Source organism: Rhodococcus sp. P4_F3_2 (genome assembly GCF_056401335.1).
On the sequence record NZ_JBFUJN010000064.1, the window covers coordinates 1 to 21,519 of the forward strand.

17 protein-coding genes, 2 tRNA genes and 1 pseudogene are annotated in these 21,519 nt (G+C 62.7%); 13 read left to right on the plus strand and 7 right to left on the minus strand.

From position 1 onward, the window contains the following. Positions 1-412, plus strand: a 412-nt coding sequence (locus AC1DWA_RS32115; protein ID WP_477917523.1) for a ribose-5-phosphate isomerase, incomplete at its 5' end; no start/stop codon positions are given. Between the two features lie 15 nt (positions 413-427). Further along, positions 428-1,225, plus strand: a complete 798-nt coding sequence (locus tag AC1DWA_RS32120) for an Fpg/Nei family DNA glycosylase (protein WP_020908236.1) — start codon at positions 428-430, stop codon at positions 1,223-1,225. On the opposite strand, the gene AC1DWA_RS32125 is transcribed toward AC1DWA_RS32120, so the two are convergent. Together AC1DWA_RS32125 and AC1DWA_RS32130 are read right to left on the minus strand one after the other, a co-directional pair. Continuing rightward, positions 1,222-2,016, minus strand: coding sequence for a DUF1542 domain-containing protein (locus tag AC1DWA_RS32125; protein WP_172932187.1), 795 nt, complete (start codon positions 2,014-2,016; stop codon positions 1,222-1,224). The two genes, AC1DWA_RS32120 and AC1DWA_RS32125, sit on opposite strands and share 4 nt — an antisense overlap. A gap of 193 nt (positions 2,017-2,209) precedes the next feature. Then, a tRNA-Gly gene (locus AC1DWA_RS32130) sits at positions 2,210-2,283 on the minus strand. A 399-nt stretch (positions 2,284-2,682) separates the two neighbouring features. On the opposite strand from AC1DWA_RS32130, the gene AC1DWA_RS32135 reads away from it, so the two are divergent. From AC1DWA_RS32135 to clpX, 5 genes are all read left to right on the plus strand, one after another. Next, positions 2,683-2,756: transfer RNA gene (locus tag AC1DWA_RS32135), tRNA-Pro, on the plus strand. Positions 2,757-2,871: 115 nt separating this feature from the next. Then, positions 2,872-4,245, plus strand: a complete 1,374-nt coding sequence (gene tig, locus AC1DWA_RS32140) for a trigger factor (protein WP_019749086.1) — start codon at positions 2,872-2,874, stop codon at positions 4,243-4,245. A 133-nt stretch (positions 4,246-4,378) separates the two neighbouring features. Then, the gene (locus AC1DWA_RS32145) at positions 4,379-4,966 is read left to right on the plus strand and encodes an ATP-dependent Clp protease proteolytic subunit (RefSeq protein WP_007730960.1); all 588 of its coding nucleotides are present in this window, start codon (positions 4,379-4,381) and stop codon (positions 4,964-4,966) included. Between the two features lie 48 nt (positions 4,967-5,014). Next, on the plus strand, positions 5,015-5,677 hold the full coding sequence (locus tag AC1DWA_RS32150) for an ATP-dependent Clp protease proteolytic subunit (RefSeq protein ID WP_003944539.1): 663 nt from the start codon (positions 5,015-5,017) through the stop codon (positions 5,675-5,677). 369 nt (positions 5,678-6,046) lie between these two features. Beyond that, on the plus strand, positions 6,047-7,327 hold the full coding sequence (gene clpX, locus AC1DWA_RS32155) for an ATP-dependent Clp protease ATP-binding subunit ClpX (RefSeq protein WP_003944582.1): 1,281 nt from the start codon (positions 6,047-6,049) through the stop codon (positions 7,325-7,327). Positions 7,328-7,372: 45 nt separating this feature from the next. Here the strand turns inward: clpX and AC1DWA_RS32160 are convergent. The 3 genes and pseudogenes from AC1DWA_RS32160 to AC1DWA_RS32170 form a co-directional block, all read right to left on the minus strand. Further along, positions 7,373-8,560, minus strand: a pseudogene (locus AC1DWA_RS32160) (MFS transporter); the annotation flags it as partial. A 203-nt stretch (positions 8,561-8,763) separates the two neighbouring features. Further along, positions 8,764-10,986: a glycoside hydrolase family 3 C-terminal domain-containing protein gene (locus AC1DWA_RS32165; protein WP_046379956.1), complete on the minus strand. Its 2,223-nt coding sequence runs from the start codon at positions 10,984-10,986 to the stop codon at positions 8,764-8,766. 71 nt (positions 10,987-11,057) lie between these two features. Then, entirely contained in the window at positions 11,058-11,732 is a 675-nt protein-coding gene (locus AC1DWA_RS32170; RefSeq protein ID WP_019749082.1) for a TetR/AcrR family transcriptional regulator, read from the minus strand. A gap of 127 nt (positions 11,733-11,859) precedes the next feature. Between AC1DWA_RS32170 and aroQ the strand changes: the two genes are divergently transcribed. From aroQ to AC1DWA_RS32185, 3 genes are read left to right on the plus strand one after another with little or no spacing between them, the layout of a single operon-like run. Further along, on the plus strand, positions 11,860-12,309 hold the full coding sequence (aroQ, locus tag AC1DWA_RS32175; protein WP_029538345.1) for a type II 3-dehydroquinate dehydratase: 450 nt from the start codon (positions 11,860-11,862) through the stop codon (positions 12,307-12,309). Then, positions 12,309-13,187: a shikimate dehydrogenase gene (locus AC1DWA_RS32180; RefSeq protein ID WP_477847066.1), complete on the plus strand. Its 879-nt coding sequence runs from the start codon at positions 12,309-12,311 to the stop codon at positions 13,185-13,187. Before aroQ ends, AC1DWA_RS32180 begins: the two co-directional genes overlap by 1 nt. Next, positions 13,184-15,097: a sugar phosphate isomerase/epimerase and 4-hydroxyphenylpyruvate domain-containing protein gene (locus AC1DWA_RS32185; protein WP_020908230.1), complete on the plus strand. Its 1,914-nt coding sequence runs from the start codon at positions 13,184-13,186 to the stop codon at positions 15,095-15,097. Before AC1DWA_RS32180 ends, AC1DWA_RS32185 begins: the two co-directional genes overlap by 4 nt. Here the strand turns inward: AC1DWA_RS32185 and fdhD are convergent. Beyond that, complete coding sequence (fdhD, locus tag AC1DWA_RS32190; RefSeq protein ID WP_020908229.1) at positions 15,048-15,917, minus strand: formate dehydrogenase accessory sulfurtransferase FdhD; 870 nt, start codon at positions 15,915-15,917, stop codon at positions 15,048-15,050. The two genes, AC1DWA_RS32185 and fdhD, sit on opposite strands and share 50 nt — an antisense overlap. A 1-nt stretch (position 15,918) precedes the next feature. Beyond that, positions 15,919-18,228: an FdhF/YdeP family oxidoreductase gene (locus AC1DWA_RS32195; protein ID WP_021344728.1), complete on the minus strand. Its 2,310-nt coding sequence runs from the start codon at positions 18,226-18,228 to the stop codon at positions 15,919-15,921. Between the two features lie 120 nt (positions 18,229-18,348). Here AC1DWA_RS32195 and AC1DWA_RS32200 point away from each other — a divergent pair, with 120 nt between their 5' ends. The 3 genes from AC1DWA_RS32200 to AC1DWA_RS32210 form a co-directional block, all read left to right on the plus strand. Then, positions 18,349-19,356: an iron-siderophore ABC transporter substrate-binding protein gene (locus AC1DWA_RS32200; RefSeq protein WP_019749076.1), complete on the plus strand. Its 1,008-nt coding sequence runs from the start codon at positions 18,349-18,351 to the stop codon at positions 19,354-19,356. 63 nt (positions 19,357-19,419) lie between these two features. Continuing rightward, positions 19,420-20,034, plus strand: a complete 615-nt coding sequence (locus AC1DWA_RS32205) for a GNAT family N-acetyltransferase (RefSeq protein ID WP_003944518.1) — start codon at positions 19,420-19,422, stop codon at positions 20,032-20,034. A gap of 12 nt (positions 20,035-20,046) precedes the next feature. Next, on the plus strand, positions 20,047-21,519 hold a 1,473-nt coding region (locus tag AC1DWA_RS32210), incomplete at its 3' end, for a S9 family peptidase (RefSeq protein WP_477917525.1).

Genomic DNA, 21,519 nt, shown 5'->3' on the forward strand with positions numbered 1-21,519 from the left:
CCTCAAAGCGAACGGCCACGAGGCCATCGACTGTGGTGCTCACGAGTACGACGCCGTGGACGACTACCCGGCATTCTGCATCGAAGCCGCAAAGCGCGTCGTTGCCGACGAGGGCAGCCTGGGAATCGTCCTGGGTGGCAGTGGCAACGGTGAGCAGATCGCCGCGAACAAGGTTCCCGGCGCACGGTGCGCTCTCGCTTGGAGCGTCGAAACGGCGAAGCTGGCCCGCGAGCACAACAACGCTCAGCTGATCGGCATCGGTGGACGTATGCATTCCCTCGAGGAATCACTCGCCATCGTCGACGCTTTCCTCGCCACCGCATGGTCGGGTGAGGAGCGTCATCAGCGTCGTATCGACATCTTGTCCGAGTACGAGAAGACCGGCGTCGCACCGGCTCTGCCGCAAGCCTGATCCGAAAGTTGTTCCGTGCCTGAAGGTCATACCCTGCATCGACTGGCACGGTTGCATGCCCGCAAGTTCGTCGGTTCACCGGTCCGCGTCCTCAGCCCGCAAGGCAGATTCGCCGAGGACGCGCGTCTGGTGGACGGACACGTACTCACGTCCTCGGATGCCTGGGGGAAGCACCTCTGGCACACCTATGACAACGGATTGACAGTTCACGTACACCTCGGGCTGTACGGAAAGTTCACCGACTCCGCCCTGCCGATGGAAGAACCGGTAGGCCAGGTCCGGATGCGAATGGTCGGTGCCGATTTCGGCACCGACCTTCGTGGTCCCACCGCCTGCGAAGTCCTACTGCCGCCTCAGGTCGCCGCGATCGAGGCCAGACTCGGGCCGGACCCACTGCGCCGCGGCGCGGATCCACACCAGGCATGGGTGCGAATCTCCAAGTCCAAGAAGGCGATCGGCGCGCTGCTCATGGATCAAGCGGTCCTGGCGGGTGTCGGCAACGTCTATCGCGCCGAACTTCTCTTTCGTCACGGAATCAGCCCTGAACGACCGGGGAATCTCATCTCTCACGACGAATGGACTGCCATGTGGGCAGATCTTGTCGAATTGATGAAGGTTGGTGTCAGGCGCGGGAAGATGCACGTCGTTCGCGCCGAGCACGACAACGGTGATCCGGCGTACGCGAAGGATCGTCCGCGGACTTACGTTTACCGAAGAGCAGGATCGCCGTGCCGCGTGTGCGGCACACCGATCCTGCATTCCGTCATGGAGGCGCGAAACCTGTTCTGGTGCCCGGTGTGCCAGTCGGTTTAGAAGTCGAAGCCGCCGAAGTCTCCGCCGCCGAAATCGCCGCCTCCGAAGTCCCCGTAGTCGCTGCCTCCACCGTCTGCGGTGAAATCGGTGTTGTCGACACTTCCTTGTTCCGCGCCGGAGTCACCGGCGTCCATACCCTGATCTCCCGAGTCGCCCTGATCTCCCGATTCACCCTGGTCTCCCGAGTCGCCGGCTCCCGTATCGCCACCCTGCGCGAAAGCTTCTGCGCCGTAAGGAACCCCGGCCATGCCGGAGAACATGGTCGAGAACAGCATCATCGAACCCAGACCCCAGGCGCCGGCGACGAGGGCAGGCTTCCACCAGGGTTCGGAGTACCAGCCGGCCGGGACCGGGCGTCCGGCGACTCGGCCACCGGGGTAGTAGTTGGGTGTGTGCGACGACGGATTGGGTGATGCCGCGACCTTGCGGCCCTCGAATTCGACCTCACGGTCTTCGGTGACCGAACCCGCAGCCTTCTGTCCGTCGATGGAAGGAACTTCCGGTCCCGGATCCATGCCCATTGCCACCCGCGCCGCGCGGATGTAGTAAAGCCCTTCCAGCGCAGTCTGTTTCGCGAGACGTGCCTGCACCGGCGTTGCGGCCTGATCGATCTGCGAGCCTGCGGCGTTGTACCGTTCGGCCGCGTCGGCGAGGGCTTGGCGCGACGCGTCGTCACTGCCGGTCAGGTTGTAGACCTGACCGCCGAGGCGTTCGATCGCCTGCCTGGCATCGGCTTTCGCGTCGTCGAGTTGTGTTGCGCTGTGGCCGGAACCGCGTTGCTGGCTTTTCATGACCAGAAATACGACTACGGCCAGAACGACGAGTATGAGAAGAATCGTGGTCACGAGTGGCCTCCCGAGCAGAATCGATCCGGACAACTCCAGGATACGGACCACAGGGGAGTGGCCTGAGTGCACAAAGTCTGAACACAAAAAATCCGCACCGGCCAGGCCGATGCGGATTTTTGTGGAGTTTCCCTCCTCATGGAGGGGATGACGGGAATCGAACCCGCGTGATCAGTTTGGAAGACTGAGGCTCTACCATTGAGCTACATCCCCGTGCATACGACAACTCGGGATCGCCGTGTTCGTCGTCTGCGATACGAAACTGTACCCAATGCCCCACCGGATTTCATAATCGGGGGGTTGGAGAAGTTCGATACCGTCGTTCACCTGGGGAATTGCCGAAATGCCCGGCGGGTCGGGGTGTCTTGCCTTGCGGCCCGGCTTCTAATTCCGGCTGTCATCACGTTTCGTTCAGCCAAGGCTGTATGTGGCGGCGGTCGGATGACATACTGACGGGGTCGGACAGGCGGGCCGTGTACAAACGACGGTCGGGTTCGTGAGAGAGTAGTGAGCGCGATAGGGTTGTGCGCGGTCACCGATGGTGGCTGCCTTTGTGGCCCGCTGTCTTTGTGGCCTCGGATGGCCGTATCGTGTGTTTCATGTGATCGGAAACGGGATGTAGCGCAGCTTGGTAGCGCATCCGCTTTGGGAGCGGAGGGTCGCAGGTTCAAATCCTGTCATCCCGACAAGTACGTACATGGCACTTCACCTCCAGTAAGTCCGGGAGTGAAGTGCCGCGCCAGACAGCAGTACCGATTCAACACAAGTTGTGAGCAAGACCAGACGAAGGAGCGAAGTTTCGTGAAGAGCACCGTCGAGCAGCTCAGCCCGACGCGAGTCCGTATCAACGTTGAGGTGCCCTTCGCGGAACTCAAGTCTGATTTCGACAAGGCCTACAAGGCCCTCGCGCAGCAGATTCGTCTCCCCGGCTTCCGTCCCGGCAAGGCTCCGGCTCGCCTCCTCGAAGCACGTGTCGGTCGCGGCGCTGTGCTCGAGCAGGTCGTCAACGACGCTCTGCCGTCGCGTTACTCCGAGGCTGTCACCAGCGCCGGCGTGAAGGCCATCGGCCAGCCCGAGATCGAGGTCACCAAGATCGAAGACGGCGAGCTCCTCGAGTTCACCGCCGAGGTCGACGTGCGCCCCGAGATCGAGCTCCCTGACTTCAGCTCCATCAACGTCGAGGTCGATCCGATCGAGATCACCGACGAAGCCATCGAAGAGCAGTTGCTTTCGCTGCGTCAGCGTTTCGGCACCCTCACCGGCGTCGACCGCGCAGTCGAGGACGGCGACTTCGTCTCCATCGACCTGTCGGCCACCGTCGACGGCGAGAACGTTGCCGAGGCAACCGCTAGCGGACTGTCGCACGAGGTCGGATCGGGCCAGCTCATCGAGGGCCTCGACGAAGCCATCATCGGCCTCAAGGCGGGGGAGTCCAAGGACTTCACGTCGACGCTGGTCGCCGGCGAGTACGCGGGCAAGGAAGCTGTTGTCACCGTGACCGTGCAGACGGTCAAGGAGCGCGAGCTTCCGGCTGAGGACGACGAGTTCGCTCAGCTCGCCAGCGAGTTCGACACCCTGGAAGAACTGAAGGCTGACCTCCGCGAGCGCGTCGCACGCGTCCGCAAGGTCGAGCAGGCCGGTCAGATCCGCGACAAGGTTCTCGAGCAGCTGCTCGAGACGGTCGAGGTTCCGTTGCCGGAAGCCGTCGTCAAGGCTGAGGTCGATGCTGCACTGCATGACGCCGTTCACGGTCTCGATCACGACGAAGAGGCACTGAACAAGCTCCTCGAAGAGCAGGGCAGCAGCCGCGAAGAATTCGACAAGGATGCCCAGGAAGCCGCTGAGCGCTCCGTCAAGACGCAGCTCTTGCTCGACTCGATCGCCGATGCGGGCAACGTCACCGTCGGTCAGGACGAGCTCACCGAGCGCATCCTGTTCCAGGCGCAGCGTTACGGCATGGCTCCTGAGCAGTTCATCCAGCAGATCCAGCAGGCCAACCAGCTCGGCGCCGTCTTCGCAGACGTCCGTCGTGGCAAGGCTCTCGCGTCCGTCGTCGAGTCGGCCGGTGTCAAGGACACCTCCGGCGCCGTTGTCGACACCGCTGAACTGTTCGGCAGCAGCGAGGACGAAACCGAAGCGGATGCGTCTGATTCCGCCGAGAGCGAAGACAAGTAAAAACGCAGGCGGACGGGTGTTTTCACCACGATCGACTGCACTGAGTTTTCCGCTTTGAGCGAAGTAGGGCGGCACCGGGACTCCGGCAGGTACCGTGACTTCCAATCACCTGGAGACTTTGCAGAGTCCCGCCATGACTTCAGCGACCGCTGGGTTGAACCTCAGCGACTCGGTGTACGAGCGCTTGCTGCGAGAGCGCATCATTTTCCTCGGTACCCAGGTCGACGACGACATCGCCAACAAGCTGTGCGCGCAGATCCTGCTGCTCTCGGCCGAGGACCCGACGCGAGACATCTCGCTCTACATCAACTCGCCCGGTGGATCTGTCACCGCAGGTATGGCGATCTTCGACACGATGCAGTTCGCCGAGTGCGACATCGCCACCTTCGGTATGGGCCTTGCGGCGTCGATGGGTCAGTTCCTGCTCTCGGCAGGCACCAAGGGCAAGCGTTACGCACTGCCTCACGCCCGCATCATGATGCACCAGCCGTCCGCCGGTATCGGTGGTTCCGCCAGTGACATCGCGATCATGGCCGAGCAGTTCAAGCACACCAAGCGCGAAATGGCCGAGCTGATCGCTCAGCACACCGGCCAGACGGTCGAGCAGATCACCGCGGACTCCGACCGTGACCGTTGGTTCACGGCGAAGGAAGCACTCGAGTACGGCTTCGTCGACCACGTCGTCTCCCGTGCGAATCAGGCCGGCGGCACCGGCAACTGAGCCGGTTCGTCCATCCTTTCGCTGCCCAATTCATACTTTGGAGAACTGATGACCAATCTTTTCGGAGCTAACTCGCTGGGCGGCCAGGCGCCGTCGGGCCCCCAATCGCGTTACATCCTGCCCCAGTTCACGGAGCAGACCAGCTACGGCGTCAAGACGTCCGACCCGTACAACAAGCTGTTCGAGGAGCGCATCATCTTCCTCGGCTCGCAGGTCGACGACGTCTCCGCCAACGACCTCATGGCACAGTTGCTGGTTCTCGAATCGCAGGATCCGGACCGCGACATCACCATGTACATCAACTCGCCCGGTGGTTCGTTCACCGCGCTGATGGCGATCTACGACACGATGCAGTACGTCCGTGCCGACATCTCCACCGTCTGCCTCGGTCAGGCTGCTTCGGCAGCTGCTGTCCTTCTCGCCGGTGGTACGCCGGGCAAGCGCTTCGCGCTCCCCAACTCGCGCATTCTGATTCACCAGCCGGCCACGGGCGGCATCCAGGGTCAGGTTTCCGATCTGGAGATCCAGGCTGCGGAAATCGAGCGTATGCGTCGACTCATGGAGAGCACGCTGTCGCTGCACACGGGCAAGGATCCGGAGACCATCCGCGTCGACACCGATCGCGACAAGATCCTCACGGCCGAGCAGGCCAAGGAGTACGGCATCATCGACGACGTGCTGGCTTACCGGAAGCTCAGCGCACAGAAGTAGTCGATTTCCGCCTCGTGTCGAGGATCTGTATTCCGATTCCCGACACGAGGCGGACACGTCGAGAAGTGCCTGGTGGAGCGCTCGCCAGGCTGAAATCTCGACTCTTTTCTTTTTTATCCGCAGGCGAAACGCCGAGAACAGGTCGACCCCGTTCGGGATCTGCGGGTACCGTCACTTCACGGGCTGGTTCTCGACCGGCGTTCTGCGATTGTTCGACCAGATTTGTTCGATCAGTTTGTTGATCAGTTTGTCTGATCCGACAACTTCTGATCTGACAACTTCTGATCTGATACCGAGTACTGCGGAGCGTCTCGACCGATCGAGTGGCGGCGAGTGCACGTACATGATGGAAAGTAGGGACCTCACGAGATGGCACGCATCGGCGACGGCGGGGATCTGCTCAAGTGCTCTTTCTGCGGCAAGAGTCAGAAGCAGGTCAAAAAGCTCATTGCAGGACCCGGGGTGTACATCTGCGACGAGTGCATCGACCTCTGCAACGAGATCATCGAAGAGGAATTGGCCGAATCGAGCGAGGTCAAGCTCGACGAGCTTCCCAAGCCTGCGGAGATCCGAGAATTCCTCGAGAACTACGTCATCGGTCAGGATTCCGCCAAGCGGACGCTGGCCGTGGCCGTCTACAACCACTACAAGCGCATTCAGGCCGGAGACAAGGGCCGTGATGCGCGGGGTGAGACGGTTGAGCTCGCAAAATCCAACATCTTGATGCTCGGCCCCACCGGCTGTGGCAAGACGTACCTCGCTCAGACTCTCGCGAAGATGCTCAACGTCCCGTTCGCCATCGCCGATGCGACGGCGTTGACCGAGGCCGGCTACGTCGGTGAGGACGTCGAGAACATTCTGCTCAAGCTGATTCAGGCTGCCGACTATGACGTCAAGCGCGCCGAGACCGGAATCATCTACATCGACGAGGTCGACAAGATCGCTCGCAAGAGCGAGAACCCGTCGATCACGCGTGACGTCTCCGGCGAAGGTGTTCAGCAGGCGTTGCTGAAGATCCTCGAAGGTACGCAGGCGAGCGTCCCGCCGCAGGGTGGTCGCAAGCATCCGCACCAGGAATTCATTCAGATCGACACCACGAACGTGCTGTTCATCGTCGCGGGCGCTTTCGCTGGTCTGGAGCGGATCGTCTCCGATCGTGTCGGCAAGCGCGGTATCGGTTTCGGCGCCGAGGTTCGGTCGAAGGCCGAACTGGATACGGTCGATCGTTTCGCCGAGGTCATGCCCGAGGATTTGATCAAGTTCGGTCTGATTCCCGAGTTCATCGGCCGTTTGCCGATGATCGCGTCGGTGACCAACCTCGACAAGGAATCGCTCGTTCAGATCTTGTCGGAGCCCAAGAACGCTCTCGTCAAGCAGTACCGTCGTCTCTTCGACATGGACGGCGTCGAACTCGAGTTCACCGAAGAAGCGCTCGACGCTATCGCCGATCAGGCGATCTTGCGTGGAACCGGCGCTCGTGGCCTGCGCGCCATCATGGAAGAGGTTCTTCTTCCGGTGATGTACGACATCCCCAGCCGTGACGACGTCGAAAAGGTGGTCGTCACCGCGGAGACCGTCAACGACAACGTACTTCCGACCATCGTTCCGCGTAAGCCGGAGCGTGGCGAGCGTCGCGACAAGACGGCGTAGAAACTTCAAAACGACTGTGGCCCGGTATCTCTCGCGAGAGATACTGGCGGGCGCAAAGCCTGCGAGGGCGAAGCCGACCTGGGTGCCGATCGCGATGCCGGAGTAGCGGACCTTGGTGTTGAACATTTCGGAGTAGAACGACGGCCAGATGGCATTGGGGGCAGCGTAGAAGACGGACATCAATCCGATTGCGGCCAGGAAGATCAGCGGGACGTTGCCGCTGGCGATTGCGCCGAAGTACACGTAGATGAACACCGCGCTACCGAGGGCGCCACCGATGAACAGCGGCCTGCGACCGATCCGGTCGGAGAGAATCGCCCAGGCGGGCTGGCTGAGCAAGGCCACGGCGTTGGCTGCGATAGCCACCCAGAGCATGGTCGACTTCGGGATCCCCACTTCCTCGGTGGTCGCGAAGGCGAGTCCGAAGACGGAGAAGATGGTCGAGACGACGGCGATGAAAGCGCAGCAGATCACGCGAATCAGATTTGCGCTGTGGGTGCGAAGGAGATCGGCAACAGGCAATTTGGCGACGGCCTTCGACTCCTGCTGCTCGGTGAACTCTTCCGGCTCTTCGAGCTTGAGACGCATGATGTATGCAGCCACGAGAACGATCAGGCTGCCCCAGAACGGGATTCGCCAGCCCCACGTGTAGAGGATGTCGTCGGGGAGTGCGGCGATGGGCAGGAAGACGAGGCTGGCGAGGATGAAGCCGGCCTGGGTGCCGTTGAGGGTCCAGCTGCAGAAGAATGCCCGTCGACCTTCGGGAGCATGTTCGAGAGTCAGTGAGCTGGCGCCACTCTGTTCACCAGCGGCGGAGATGCCCTGAGCGATTCTCATCAGGACCAGCAGTATCGGTGCAAGAACTCCGATCGAATCCGCGCTGGGAATACATCCGATGAGGAATGTTGCTGCGCCCATCATGATGAGCGTGAGCAGCATGATCTTCTTGCGGCCGACGCGGTCACCGAAATGGCCGAGGACTACAGCGCCGAGGGGACGCGCGACGTACGCGACACCGAAGGTGGCCAGCGAAAGCAGTGCCGCATGTCCGCTGTCCGGGAAGAACACGGTGGGGAAGATGAGTGCAGCGGCGGATGCGTAGATGTAGAAGTCGTAGTACTCGAGCATGCTGCCGAGAAACGACGACGTTGCGGCGCGCTTGACCTTGGTCGTGTCCGGCCTGGCCAAGGATCCCGCCTCGGGGCCGGACGGTGTAACCGTGCTAGCTGACATGCTCATCTCCTGGGTGGAAGCGTCGTGGAGGCTCTACATCCGCCGATGGTGTTCGTCGATGGTGTTCGTATCGAGAACGTCTGTGCGGAGAGCGATACAAGGAATGTAACCGACGCCACAGCGACTACACAAGATTATTAACCAAATAGTTCATAAAAATCTACCGGCGGACTCTTCGCACGTCGAAACCGCAGTTCAGGCGGTCAGGAGCCTGGCTGCGCGGCAGCCGCCACCAACTGCGCCACCTGTTCCTCGGTGATGCCGAGGCCGAAGGTGGCGAGTTTCCCGAGCGGCATCGAGCCTGCGAGTGCCATCATCTCGGGGCTGACCGCCTGTGCGCCGTCGCCCGCTGCGGCAGCCATGGCGGCGCCGAGAACTGCGCTGCCGACGGGATGGGCGAGCCATTCGCCGATGGTCGACATGGCGTCGAGCGTGCCGACGCCGACGTTCCCGGCCAGGGTGATCGTGTCGGTGGTTGCGATGTCCCGAGACGAGAAGCCGACGCGGATCTCGTAGTCGCCAGGTTCGATCGCCCAGTCCTGCGCCGCGACGGACCAATAGGCGAATGCCCTGGTGTCGAGCGTGATGGTCACAGTCGCGGATTCGTCGGGGTCGAGGTGGACCTTGGCGAAGCCCTTCAATTCCTGCGCGGGTCGATCGATGCTTGCCGAGGCGTCGTGGACGTAGACCTGAACGACGGTGCTGCCCGATCGGTCGCCGCTGTTGCGCACGGTGACGGTCACTTCGGCGGAGTTCTCACCGGCCTCGACGGAGGTATCGGTGATGTCGAAGGTGGTGTAGCTCAGCCCGAACCCGAACGGGTACGCCACTTCGCGCAGCGCGGAGTCGTAGTAGCGGTATCCCACGTACAGGCCTTCGCCGTAGCGGACGTGCTGCTGTGATCCCGGGAAATGCAGATACGACGGATTGTCTTGGAGGCGAAGCGGAATGGTCTCCGTGAGGCGGCCGGACGGATTCGTGATGCCGAAGAGAAGATCGGCAATCGCCGAGCCGCCCGCCTGGCCGAGTAGCCAGCCCTCGAGGATTGCGGCGGCATGATCCTTCCAAGGCTCGATCGAAACCACACCGCCGTTGGCGAGCACGACGACCGTGTTCGGGTTCGCGCCGTGGACCGCTTCCAGCAGGGCGATCTGGTCAGCCGGCAGTTCGATGTCGGTTCGGTCGAATCCTTCGGATTCTGTGGCGGACGGTAGTCCGAGGAACAGCACCGCGACGTCAGCGCGGCGTGCGGCGTCGACTGCCTCGGTGACCATGTGGTCGTCCGGAGTGCCGTCGAAGGTGAAGCCCGGTGCGAAGGTGACGCGGTCGGCGCCTTCGAGGTCGAGGATCGCGTCCAAGGCATTGTCGAGCTTGGTTGGAACCACCTGTGAACTGCCGGCCCCCTGGTACCGCGGGCTGCACGCGAATTCGCCGATCACCGCGACAGTTTGCCCGCCGGGGGTCAGCGGCAGTAGTTCTCCGTCGTTGGCCAGCAAGACAGCGGACTCCGCTGCAGCGGTCCGTGCCAGTTCGTGGTGACGCTCGACGTCGTACGTGTGGCCTTCGGTGCGCGCGGCGGCGGTGCGTTTCACGAGCGTCGACAGTCGTTCGGCTGCAGTGGTGAGCACGGATTCGTCCAGGTCGCCGCCGCGCACGGCGTCGACGATCTGGGTATCGGTTCCGGTCGGCGGCATTTCCAGGTCGAGGCCCGCGGCGAGTGCCGCCACGCGGTCGTTGACCGCTCCCCAGTCCGAAACGACGAGGCCGTCGAAGCCCCACTGTTCGCGGAGTACCTCGGTGAGTAGCCAATGGTTCTGGCTCGAGTACACACCGTTGATCTTGTTGTACGAGCACATGACCGTCGTCGGGGCCGCGGTCTTTACGGCGTATTCGAAGCCGGCCAGATAGATCTCGCGCAGCGTCCGTTCGTCGACATCGGCACTGACTCTCATCCGGTCGTGTTCTTGGTTGTTGGCAGCGAAGTGCTTGAGCGAGGTTCCGACGCCGCGAGACTGGATGCCGGTGATCAGCGCTGCCGCGACGCGGCCGGAGAGGAACGGGTCCTCGGAGACGTATTCGAAATTCCTGCCACACAAGGGTGATCGTTTGATGTTGATGCCTGGGCCGAGGAGGACCGAGACCTGTTCGGCTTTGGCTTCGTCGCCCAGAGCCTCACCGACCTGGCGGATGAGGTCGAGGTTCCACGACGAGCCCAACCCGACCGCCGGTGGGAAACACGTCGCTGGAATGCTGTGGCCGAGTCCGAGTGCGTCGCCGCCCTCGGGTTGTTTCCGGACTCCGTGCGGACCGTCGGTCAGGAGTATCGATTCGATTCCGGCAACGGACTGGCTGTGCCAGAAATCCGAGCCGGACGTCAACGACGCCTTCTCCTCGAGTGAAAGCCCGTCTACGTAATTCTCGGTCACGTCATTCCTCCCGGTGGCAGCTGTGAGTTCCACTCACCACCGTAGGGGGATTTTTCGGACTTCGGGGTAGGTCAGGACGGCGCCTTCGAGGTCAGGAACGCAACAACCATGTCGCCGAGCATTGTTCGGAGATGCTCACGATGCGTCGAGTCGGTCAGATCGCGGTCGAAGAGCGCTTTGAAGGTGTACCGATTGGCGATACGAAAGACGCAGTAACTGCTGATCAACATGTGAATATCGAGCGCATCGACGTCGGAGCGGAATGCCCCAGACTGCTGCCCGTCGTGGAGGATCTGCGAGACCAGGTCGGCGGCAGGGGCGCCGAGGCCGCTGAGTAACTCGGATTTCTCGATGTGCTCGCCGCGGAGCATGTTCTCGTTGGCCACGAGTCGAATGAAATTCGGGTGCTGTTCGTGGTGGTCGAAGGTGAGTTCGGCCAAAGCGCGGACTGCTGCCGTGGGGTTCAATCCCTCGAGGTCGAGTTCACGTTCCTGCGCGCGAATGACGCTGTACGCATGCTCGAGTACCGACTTGTACAGCCCTTCCTTGTCGGTGAAGTAGTAGTAGATCATGCGCTTGGTGGTATGCGTCTTGGTTGCGATCTCGTCGACCCGGGCGCCGGCGAAGCCTTTGTCGGCAAACTCCTCGGTCGCGACGGCGATGATGTTCACCCTGGTCAGATCGCTGTTTCGGCGTCGTTTCTCCGGCTTCGACACCACAGAGTTCACTGACTGCTCGGAAACCATGTGCTCACTCTATCTGCCAGCAGTTTGTCGACTTTGCTTGTCGAGTTCACGTCGGGGGAGTAACGTCCAGTGAACTAACTCACTAGTTCGTACATTAGTTTCGAGCGTCAACCCCGAGGTGCCCCTGATGACTCCATCTCTACCGGTTCTGGTCCTCAACGGACCCAACTTGAATTTGTTGGGCCAGCGCCAACCGGAGTTCTACGGGAGAGACACCCTGGACGACGTCGTTTCCCGCTGTGAAGCGGCGGCCGAGAAGTTCGGAGTGGTGGTCGAGGCAAAGCAGTCGAACCACGAGGGCCAACTGATCGATTGGGTCCACGAGGCCAGGGGAAATGTCGCGGGCATCGTCATCAATCCCGGTGGGTACTCGCACACCTCCGTTGCGTTGCGCGACGCTCTGGTCACACTCGATGCCCCCGTCGTGGAGGTGCACATCAGCAACATCCACAGTCGCGAAGAATTCCGTCACCACTCGTATGTCTCCGGCATCGCCGACGCCGTCATCTGTGGATTGGGAATCGACGGATACAGCGCCGCAGTCGAATTCGTCTGCATCCGAGAAGGGAAGAACTGATGAGTGATTCGATCCTCTGCGGTCTGATCGGCACCGGAATCGGAGCCTCCTTGACTCCGATCATGCACGAGGAAGAAGGGCGCAGACAGGGCCTGCCTTACGTCTACCGCATCCTCGATCTCGACGTGATGGGAATGGCGCCGTCGGACATCGGTGAACTTCTCACCTATGCAAGACGTTTCGGCTTCCGCGGCCTCAACATCACTCACCCGTGCAAGCAGTTGGTGATCGAGCACCTCGACGAGCTCTCGCCGGATGCGAGCCGGCTCGGTGCGGTGAACACGGTCCTCTTCGACTCCGGCAAGGCGATCGGACACAACACTGATTGGTCGGGCTTCGGCCGAAATTTCGACGACGGACTTCCCAGAGCGCAGCTCGATCGCGTCGTGCAGCTCGGTGCCGGCGGAGCCGGTGCGGCGGTTGCCTATGCAGCGCTCACCCGCGGTGTCGGGACACTGACGTTGGTCGATTCGAGCCTGCCTCGCGCGGAGGAACTTGCACAAACCTTCGCGCAGCAGTTTCCGGCGCAGGTTGTCGAGGCGCGACACACGAGCGACCTCGGCGAAGTGCTCGGCAGTGCAAACGGATTGATCCACGCGACGCCGATGGGAATGGCGGCTCATCCCGGAATGGCATTCTCGCCGGATCTGCTCCGTCCAGATCTGTGGGTAGCGGAAATCGTCTACCGCCCGCTCGAGACCGAGCTGTTGCGTCAAGCGAGGTTGATCGGAGCCCCGACGCTCAGCGGAGGCGGAATGACTGTCTTTCAGGCCGTCGACGCGTTCCGGATCTTCACGGGCATCGAGCCCGACAGTAAGCGGATGCTCGCGCACATGACGGAACTCGTGCACGGCGAACAGACTGCGGCAGCGCTGTGAGTGCCCCGGTCCGGACGTCGATCGCGACGGTATCGCTCAGTGGGACTCTCGAGGAGAAGCTCGACGCCATCGCTGCTGCCGGCTTCGACGGCTTCGAGGTGTTCGAGCCGGATTTTGTCGCTTCGCCGTGGTCCCCGAAGGAATTACGAACGCGGGCTGCGGATCTGGGCTTGACCCTCGATCTGTATCAGCCGTTCCGTGACTTCGACACGGTGGACGAGGCCCAATTTGCTCGGAATCTTGTTCGAGTGCAACGCAAATTCGAGCTGATGGATCAACTGGGGTGCGAGACGCTCCTGGTGTGCTCCTCGCCCCTGCCGACCGCAAGTCACGATGACGGTCAGTTGACAGAGCAGTTCGGAGCTCTCGCCGAACTGGCGTCCGAGCACGGCAAGAAGGTTGCCTACGAGGCGCTCGCGTGGGGTGCCCACGTCAATACGTACGGCCATGCGTGGCAGATCGTCGAGGGCGTCGACCATCCTTCGCTCGGTACCTGTCTGGACAGCTTTCACATCCTCTCGCGCGGTGACGATCCCGCCGGAATTCGCGAGATTCCCGGCGAGAAGATCTTCTTCCTCCAGTTGGCGGACGCTCCGTTCTTGGCGATGGACATCCTCCAGTGGAGCCGGCATCACCGAAACTTCCCGGGGCAGGGCAGCTTCGATCTCAGTGCGTTCGCTCAGCATGTCTACGCCACCGGTTACGACGGACCGTGGTCGCTCGAGATCTTCAACGACGTATTCCGCCGCGCGGACACCCAGCGGACGGCAATCGACGCTCATCGGTCGCTCCTCCATCTGGAAGAACAGGTCGCCGCCGCGAACCCTGCCGCCGGTGGACCCACGCTGTTCACCGCCCCGGAGCGCACCCCGCTCGAAGGGATCGTGTCTCTGCGAATCGCTGCAGGTCCGGCTAAACAGGACCAGGTGCACTCGATGCTCTCTCGCGTCGGTTTTCATCTGGTCGGACGGCACCACGATCACGACTTGCAGTTGTGGCGGCACGGACCGCTCACCGTTGCCGTCGACGCGACAGCGGGCACGGTGTGGACGGCGCCCGGGCTGCCCGCGGATCTGCCGGTTCTCACTCAGATCGGCATCAGGGCAACCGAACCCGAAGTGTGGGGAGAGCGCGCTCTGGCTCTCGAAGTACCGGCGACGCGCGTGCAGTTGCCCGGTTCGAGCGACGAGAACTCCGAGGTACCGGACGTCGTACGCTTGAAGGTCACCGATGCGACATCGATCGACCTTCGTGGCCCCGGCAGCGCTGCAGCGTGGGAATCGGCATTCGAGATCTACCCGCTGCCCGCCGAGCGCAATCGTGAACAGGGCGCAGTGTTCACCGGGATCGACCACGTGGCACTGGCAGTTCCGGCCGAGAGTTGGGACGGCATCATGCTGCTCCTGCGGTCCGTGTTCGAGATGCAACCGCACGAGGGGCAGGACGTCACCGATTCGGTCGGACTCATGCGGAGCCAGGCACTCACGCTCGTTCAGGACGGTGACGGACATACCCTGCGGATCTCACTGAACATGGTGGAGGGCAGTCGAAGCGGGCTGCCGACGGTCCGTCGCGGCGGCGTCAGCCACGTCGCTTTCGCGTGTGAGAACATCTTCGGTGCCGCTGCGTCCATGCAGGACTGGGGCTTTGCTCCGCTACCCATTTCCCCGAACTACTACGACGATCTGGACGCACGTTTCGGCCTGAATTCAGAACTGCTCGACCGGATGCGCAGCGCCGGAATCCTTTACGACGCTGACGCCCGCGGTGAGTTCTTCCACCTGTTCACCCCGACGGTCGGGGGAGACCTGTTCTTCGAGGTCGTGCAGCGAGTGGGTGGATACGAGGGCTACGGGGAGGTCAACTCCGCTGTGCGACTGTCGGCTCAGTTGCGCGCGAATCAGACGTGACCTCGACTCGGTGCGGGTGCGAGTAGATATTCATCGAATCGCCGCGGATGAAACCGGCGAGGGTCAACCCCGATTCCTGTGCCAACTCCACGGCCAATGACGACGGCGCGGAGACTGCGCCCAGAATCGGAATGCCCGCCATGACGGCCTTCTGGACGAGTTCGAACGACGCCCGCCCACTGACGATCAGGATCGTGTCGTAGAGCGGCACTCGGCCGTCGGTGATTGCCCAACCGATCACCTTGTCGACTGCGTTGTGCCGGCCGACGTCCTCGCGCAGCGCCAGGAGTTCGCCGGTGGCGGTGAACAATCCGGCTGCGTGCAGGCCTCCGGTGCGCTCGAAGATCCGTTGGCTCTCCCGGAGCGTGACCGGCATGGCCGACAGGACGGTGGAGGTGACGGAAGTCGTGTCACCGACCAGGGGATGCCGCGTGGTGGTTCGGACGGCATCGAGTGACGTCTTGCCGCACACGCCGCACGCGGAACTGACGACGGTGTTGCGATCGGTGGTGTGATCGGGCAACGGCACTCCGGGAGCGAGCGCAATGTCGAGGACGTTGTATGTGTTCGCGCCGGTTTCGTCGACGCCGTCGCAGTACCGGACGACGCTCACGTCGTCGCGGGTACCGATGACGCCTTCGCTGAGAAGGAATCCGTGGACGAGGTCGACGTCGTTGCCTGGTGTTCGCATCGTCACGGCCAGCACCTGACCGCCAACCCTCATTTCGAGTGGTTCTTCGACGGCCAGCGTGTCGGGGCGCGTGACGACCCGATCACCCGAGATTCGAACGACCGGTGTTCGTGCGGTGACCCGTCCCATCTCAGGCGCCTGATGCTTCGAGTCGAACAGTGACGGCCTTCGAGACCGGCGTGTTCGACTTGGCTGCAACGTGTTCGAGGGGTACGAGCGGATTTGTCTCGGGGTAGTACGCCGCCGCATTGCCGCGGGGGGTGTCGTAGGAGACGATGCGGAATTCCGTGACCCGACGCTCTTCGAGTGTTCCGTCTGGTGTTGTCCACTCGGACACGATGTCGACGAGATCGCCGTCGCGGAAGCCGAGTGCAGTGATGTCTTCGGCATTGACGAGGATGACCTTGCGTCCGCCCTTGATACCGCGGTATCTGTCGTCGAGGCCGTAGATCGTGGTGTTGTACTGGTCGTGGCTGCGCATGGTCTGCAGAATCAGGCGCCCGCTCGGAGTGGGTATCCAGTGCAGTTCGTTCACGCCGAAGTTGGCTTTGCCGGTGTGCGTGCGGAACTCACGCGAGTCACGTGGTGGGTGTGGGAGCTGGAATCCATCCGGCTGGCGAACCCGGGTGTTGTAGTTTTCGCATCCGGGCACCACTCGTGAGATGGAGTCGCGAATCAGGTCGTAGTTGCCCTCGAAGGCCGACCAGCGGACGGAGTGATCGCTGCCGAGTAGTTCGCGGGCGAGTTGGCAGATGATGGCGACTTCGCTACGCAGGTAGGGGCTGACCGGCGTGAGGCGTCCGCGCGACAGGTGCACCATGGACATCGAATCTTCCACGGAGACAAGCTGCTTTCCGCCGGCCTGGACGTCGAGGTCGGTGCGTCCGAGGGTGGGGAGGATGATTGCGGTCTGCCCGTGAACGACGTGGCTTCGGTTCAGTTTGGTGGAAACCTGAACGGTGAGTTCGCATTGGCGCAGCGCGGTTTCGGTGGCTGCGGTGTCCGGGCTGGCCTGGATGAAGTTGCCGCCCATCGCCATGAAGAAGCTTGCCTTGCCGGCATTCATCGCGCGGATCGCGTCGACGGTGTCCCACCCGTGCTTGCGGGGGCTCGAGATCGAGAACTCGGTGTCGAGCGCGGCCAGGAACTCTTCCGGCATCTTCTCCCAGATGCCCATCGTGCGGTCACCCTGGACATTGGAGTGTCCTCGCACCGGACAGACCCCGGCACCGGGTTTGCCCATCATTCCACGCATGAGCAGCAGGTTGACCGCTTCTTCGATGGTGGCGACTCCGTGTGTGTGCTGAGTGATGCCCATGGCCCAGCAGGTGACGGTTCGCTCGGATCGGGCAAGCGCGGCAGCCGTTTCCTCGAGCTGCGCCATCGACAGGCCCGTCGCCTCGAGTACCGTGTCGAGATCGACCGCGCGGATGTGCTTCTCGTATTCGTCCCAACCGGCGCAGTAGCGGTCGACGAATGCGCGATCGACCACGGTGCCGGGAGCGCGATCTTCCTGCTCGAGCAGCAGCTTCCCCAGACCTTGGAACAGCGCCATGTCGCCGCCCAGCCGGATCTGCAGGAACTCGTCCGCGATGTCGACTCCGTGCCCGATCACGCCGGAGACTTTCTGCGGATCCTTGAACCGTCGCAATCCCGCCTCGGGGAGGGGATTGATGGCAATGATCTTGGCGCCGTTGCCCTTTGCCTTCTCGAGTGTCGAGAGCATTCGAGGGTGGTTGGTGCCGGGATTCTGTCCGGCGATGAGGATGAGATCGGCGTTCTCGAGGTCGGGAACCGTCACCGAGCCTTTGCCGATGCCGATGGATTCGGTCAGTGCGCTTCCGGACGACTCGTGACACATGTTGGAACAGTCGGGCATGTTGTTGGTGCCGTAGCTACGAATCATCAACTGGTAGAGAAACGCTGCTTCGTTGGACGTGCGACCGGAGGTGTAGAACACTGCTTCGTCCGGCGACGCGAGGCCGTTCAGATGTTCTGCGATCAGTGCGTACGCGCCGTCCCAGTCGATCGGCTGGTAATGGGTTGCTCCCGGGGTCAGGACCATCGGGTGCGTCAGTCGGCCCTGTTGGCCGAGCCAGTAATCGGTCTTGCCTTCGAGGTCGGCGATCGAGTGCTCCGCGAAGAATTCAGGCGTGACCGTGCGAAGCGTTGCTTCCTCGGCAACGGCCTTCGCTCCGTTCTCGCAGAACTCGGCGGGCTTGCGATGTCCGGGAGTCTCCGGCCACGCACACCCCGGGCAGTCGAAGCCGTGACGCTGGTTGAGCCTGGTGAGCGTTCGGGCGGTCCGCAAGGCTCCCATCTGCTCGATTCCTCGTTGCAGCGACACCAGAACGGCCGGCACTCCGGCGGCGTAGTCCTTGGGGTGCGTGACTTCGAGATCCGATTCGTCGATGTCTTTCGAGGGGCCCTGGCGCGTCATGTCTCCATACTGGCCCGAACGGCGCGGTACTGCCATCGAATGGGACGGTCGAACTCACCGGAATGCGACATTCATCGGCTAGCCTTACCTACCGAACGAGCGGACTTAAGGGGTAAGAGCATGGATCGAACGGACGCAGGTCGGCTGACCCGGCGCGGATTTCTGATCGGCACGTCGGGAGCGTTGCTGGCATTCGCCGCAGCCTGCTCCAGTTCGAACGACGAGGACACGCCCCCCAGCGGTGACTCTGCGGGATCGATCACCCACAAATTTGGGGCTACCGAGCTGCCCGAGGATCCGCAGCGGATCGTCAGTGTCGGATACAACGATCAAGATGCGATCCTCGCCCTCGGTGGGACTTTGGTCGGAACCTTCGACTGGTACGGCGATTACCCCTACGGTGTGTGGCCATGGGCGCAGCCGCTGCTGAACGGGGCGACTCCCGAGATCATCGGAACCGCGGGCACCACCATTCAGATGGAGAAGGTCGCTGCCACGACACCCGACCTGATTGTCGGCACCTACTCCGGGCTCACTCAGGCGCAGTACGACAAACTCAGTGCCATTGCGCCGACGGTGGCGCAGCCGAAGGAGTTCGCGGATTACGGAATCCCCTGGCAGAACCAGACGACCATCATCGGCGAAGCGCTGGGGCAGCAAGGAAAGGCCACCGAGCTGATCGCCGGCGTCGACAAGAAGTTCGCCGACGTGAAGACGGCCAATCCGGCGTTTGCCGGCAAGACCGTTCTGGTCGGCGCGTTGAAGGGGCCGGGGCAATTCGGGGTCTACGGACCGGAAGACCCCAAGGTGAGGTTCTTCACTGAACTCGGATTCGTGAATCCGCCTGTCACCGATCAGATCACGGGTAACTTCGCCGAGATCAGCACCGAGCAACTCTCGCTTGCGGACGTCGACGTACTCGTCTGGTACGCCGGTGGTGGCTACGGCGACAAGCTTCGGGCGGAATTGGACAAGACCCCGATCTACCAGGAACTCGACGTCGTGAAGGACGGCCGCGCGATCATTCTGGAAGACGCTGCTGCCGAAGCCATGACGTGGAGCACCGTACTGAGCTTGCCGTATGCGCTCGAACAGATTCCGCCGCGGATTGCGGGCTTGCTCGTCTGATCGGTTCAAGGACAGCGCTGTTCAAAGTCCAGGGATTCGGACAGTCGGCGGTACTCTCGCCTCATGGGTGTACACGTGCGGCCGGCTGTCCGATCCGATATTCCGGCGCTGTCGGCGGTGTTGGCCGAGGCGTTCGAAGATGATCCTTTGATGGCCTGGATGTTGCCGGACGAGGACTCCAGGGCTGAGCGCCTGACGAAACTGTTTGCCGCAGAAGCTCGTTACCACCACTTCGCCGGTGGCGGTGTCGAGGTGGCCACCGATGACAACGGCGTGATCGGCGGGGCAACTCTGTGGGATCCGCCGGGGCGGTGGAAGCAGTCGTGGATTTCCGGGCTCGTGAGCCTGCCCGCAATGGTGCGTGTCTTCGGCAGGGGGCTACGACACGCGGCCGAGGTCAGCTCCGTTCTCGAAGGAGCACATCCGAATTCGCCGCACTGGTATCTCGCGACGGTCGGGACCGGCAGCGCGGCGCGCGGTGGGGGATACGGCAAAGCACTACTGAACTCCCGGTTGGAGCGTTGCGATCGTGAACACGTCGACGCTTACCTCGAGAGCAGCAAGGAATCGAACATCCCGTACTACAACCGCTTCGGTTTCGAAGTGACCCGTGACATCGTCATGCCAGGCGGCGGGCCGACGATCTACGCAATGATGCGTCAACCGCGGGGCGCGTGATACCAACTAGTGGTGACCCAGATTCCCGAGCTCCACGCAGGCACACCGTTCGACGAACTCGACGACTACATCGCCTTGGCCAGGTTGTCCGGCCTGTTGTTGTCACCCGACGGCTCGCTGCTGATCTGCGCGCGCGCCGTTCTCGACGACAAGAGCGCCGAATACGTGTCCTCGTTGTGGGAGATCGACCCGGAAGGTCGGCGTCCGGCGCGTCGGTTGACCTGGGGCTCGACCAGCGAGTCGGGTGCTGCCTTCGCGTTCGACGGCGACGTGCTCTTCACCTCCACGCGAGCCGTGCCGGGCGAGAGCGATCCGCAACCCGCACTCTGGCGCTTGCCCGCGGCGGGCGGAGAAGCTCAGCTGTTGATCTCACGTCCCGGTGGTGTCTCGTCGGTATCAGCGGCCAAGGCGGCGCCGACGTTCGTGGCCCAGACTTCGGTCATGGCTTCGGCGATCAGCCTCGACCAGGACGATCAGGTGCGATCGGCGCGCAAGGACAAGAAGGTCACGGCGATGCTGCACACCGGATATCCGGTGCGGCACTGGGACCACGACCTGGGCCCCGATCATCCGCATCTGGTTGTCGCCGAAACGGATTCGAAGGAATCCGTCGAGTTGCGGGACATCACACCGACTGCAGGCGCGGCGCTGCGGGAGACGTCGACCACGATTTCCGACGACGGTCTCTTCGTCGTGACCACGTGGACTGTCGGCGATGCGAGTGCCGCCCGCCGATCGACGTTGGTTCGGATCGACACGGTGACCGGCGACCGAACCACCCTTGTCGACGAGGCTGACGCGGACGTCTACAACCCGGTGCTCTCGCCGGACGGAACCAAGCTCGCGTTCATCCGGGAGACTCTCACCACGCCGGAGTCCGCACCGCGAATGACTCTGCAGCTCTACGACTTCGGATCCGGTGCCGTGACCGGCGTGGCCGACGGCTGGGATCGCTGGCCTACCTCACTTGCCTGGCTACCCGACGGATCCGGGCTGGTGGTCACCGCTGACGACGGCGGCCGAGGGCCGATCTTCACCATCGACCTGTGGGGTCAGCCGGTGCGCCTGACAGCCGACGACGCGGCGTACACCGATGTTCGAGTGGCGCCGGACGGCGAGTCGATCTACGCGTTGCGAGCCTCGTACGAAGCGCCCCCGCACGTGGTGCGGGTGGATCTGGGATCCGGTGAGATCACCGCACTTCGTGGACCCGACGCATTGCCGGAGCTGCCGGGAACACTGACCGAGATCACCGCTCGCGCCGAGGACGGTTCGACAATCCGGAGTTGGTTGGCACTGCCGACCGGCGCCGCACCGCACGCGCCGGTGCCGTTGCTCCTCTGGGTCCACGGCGGCCCACTCGGTTCGTGGAACACCTGGTCCTGGCGGTGGAACCCGTGGCTGCTCGTCGCCAAGGGCTATGCCGTACTGCTGCCCGATCCCGCACTCTCGACCGGATACGGGCAGGATTTCGTCCAGCGCGGG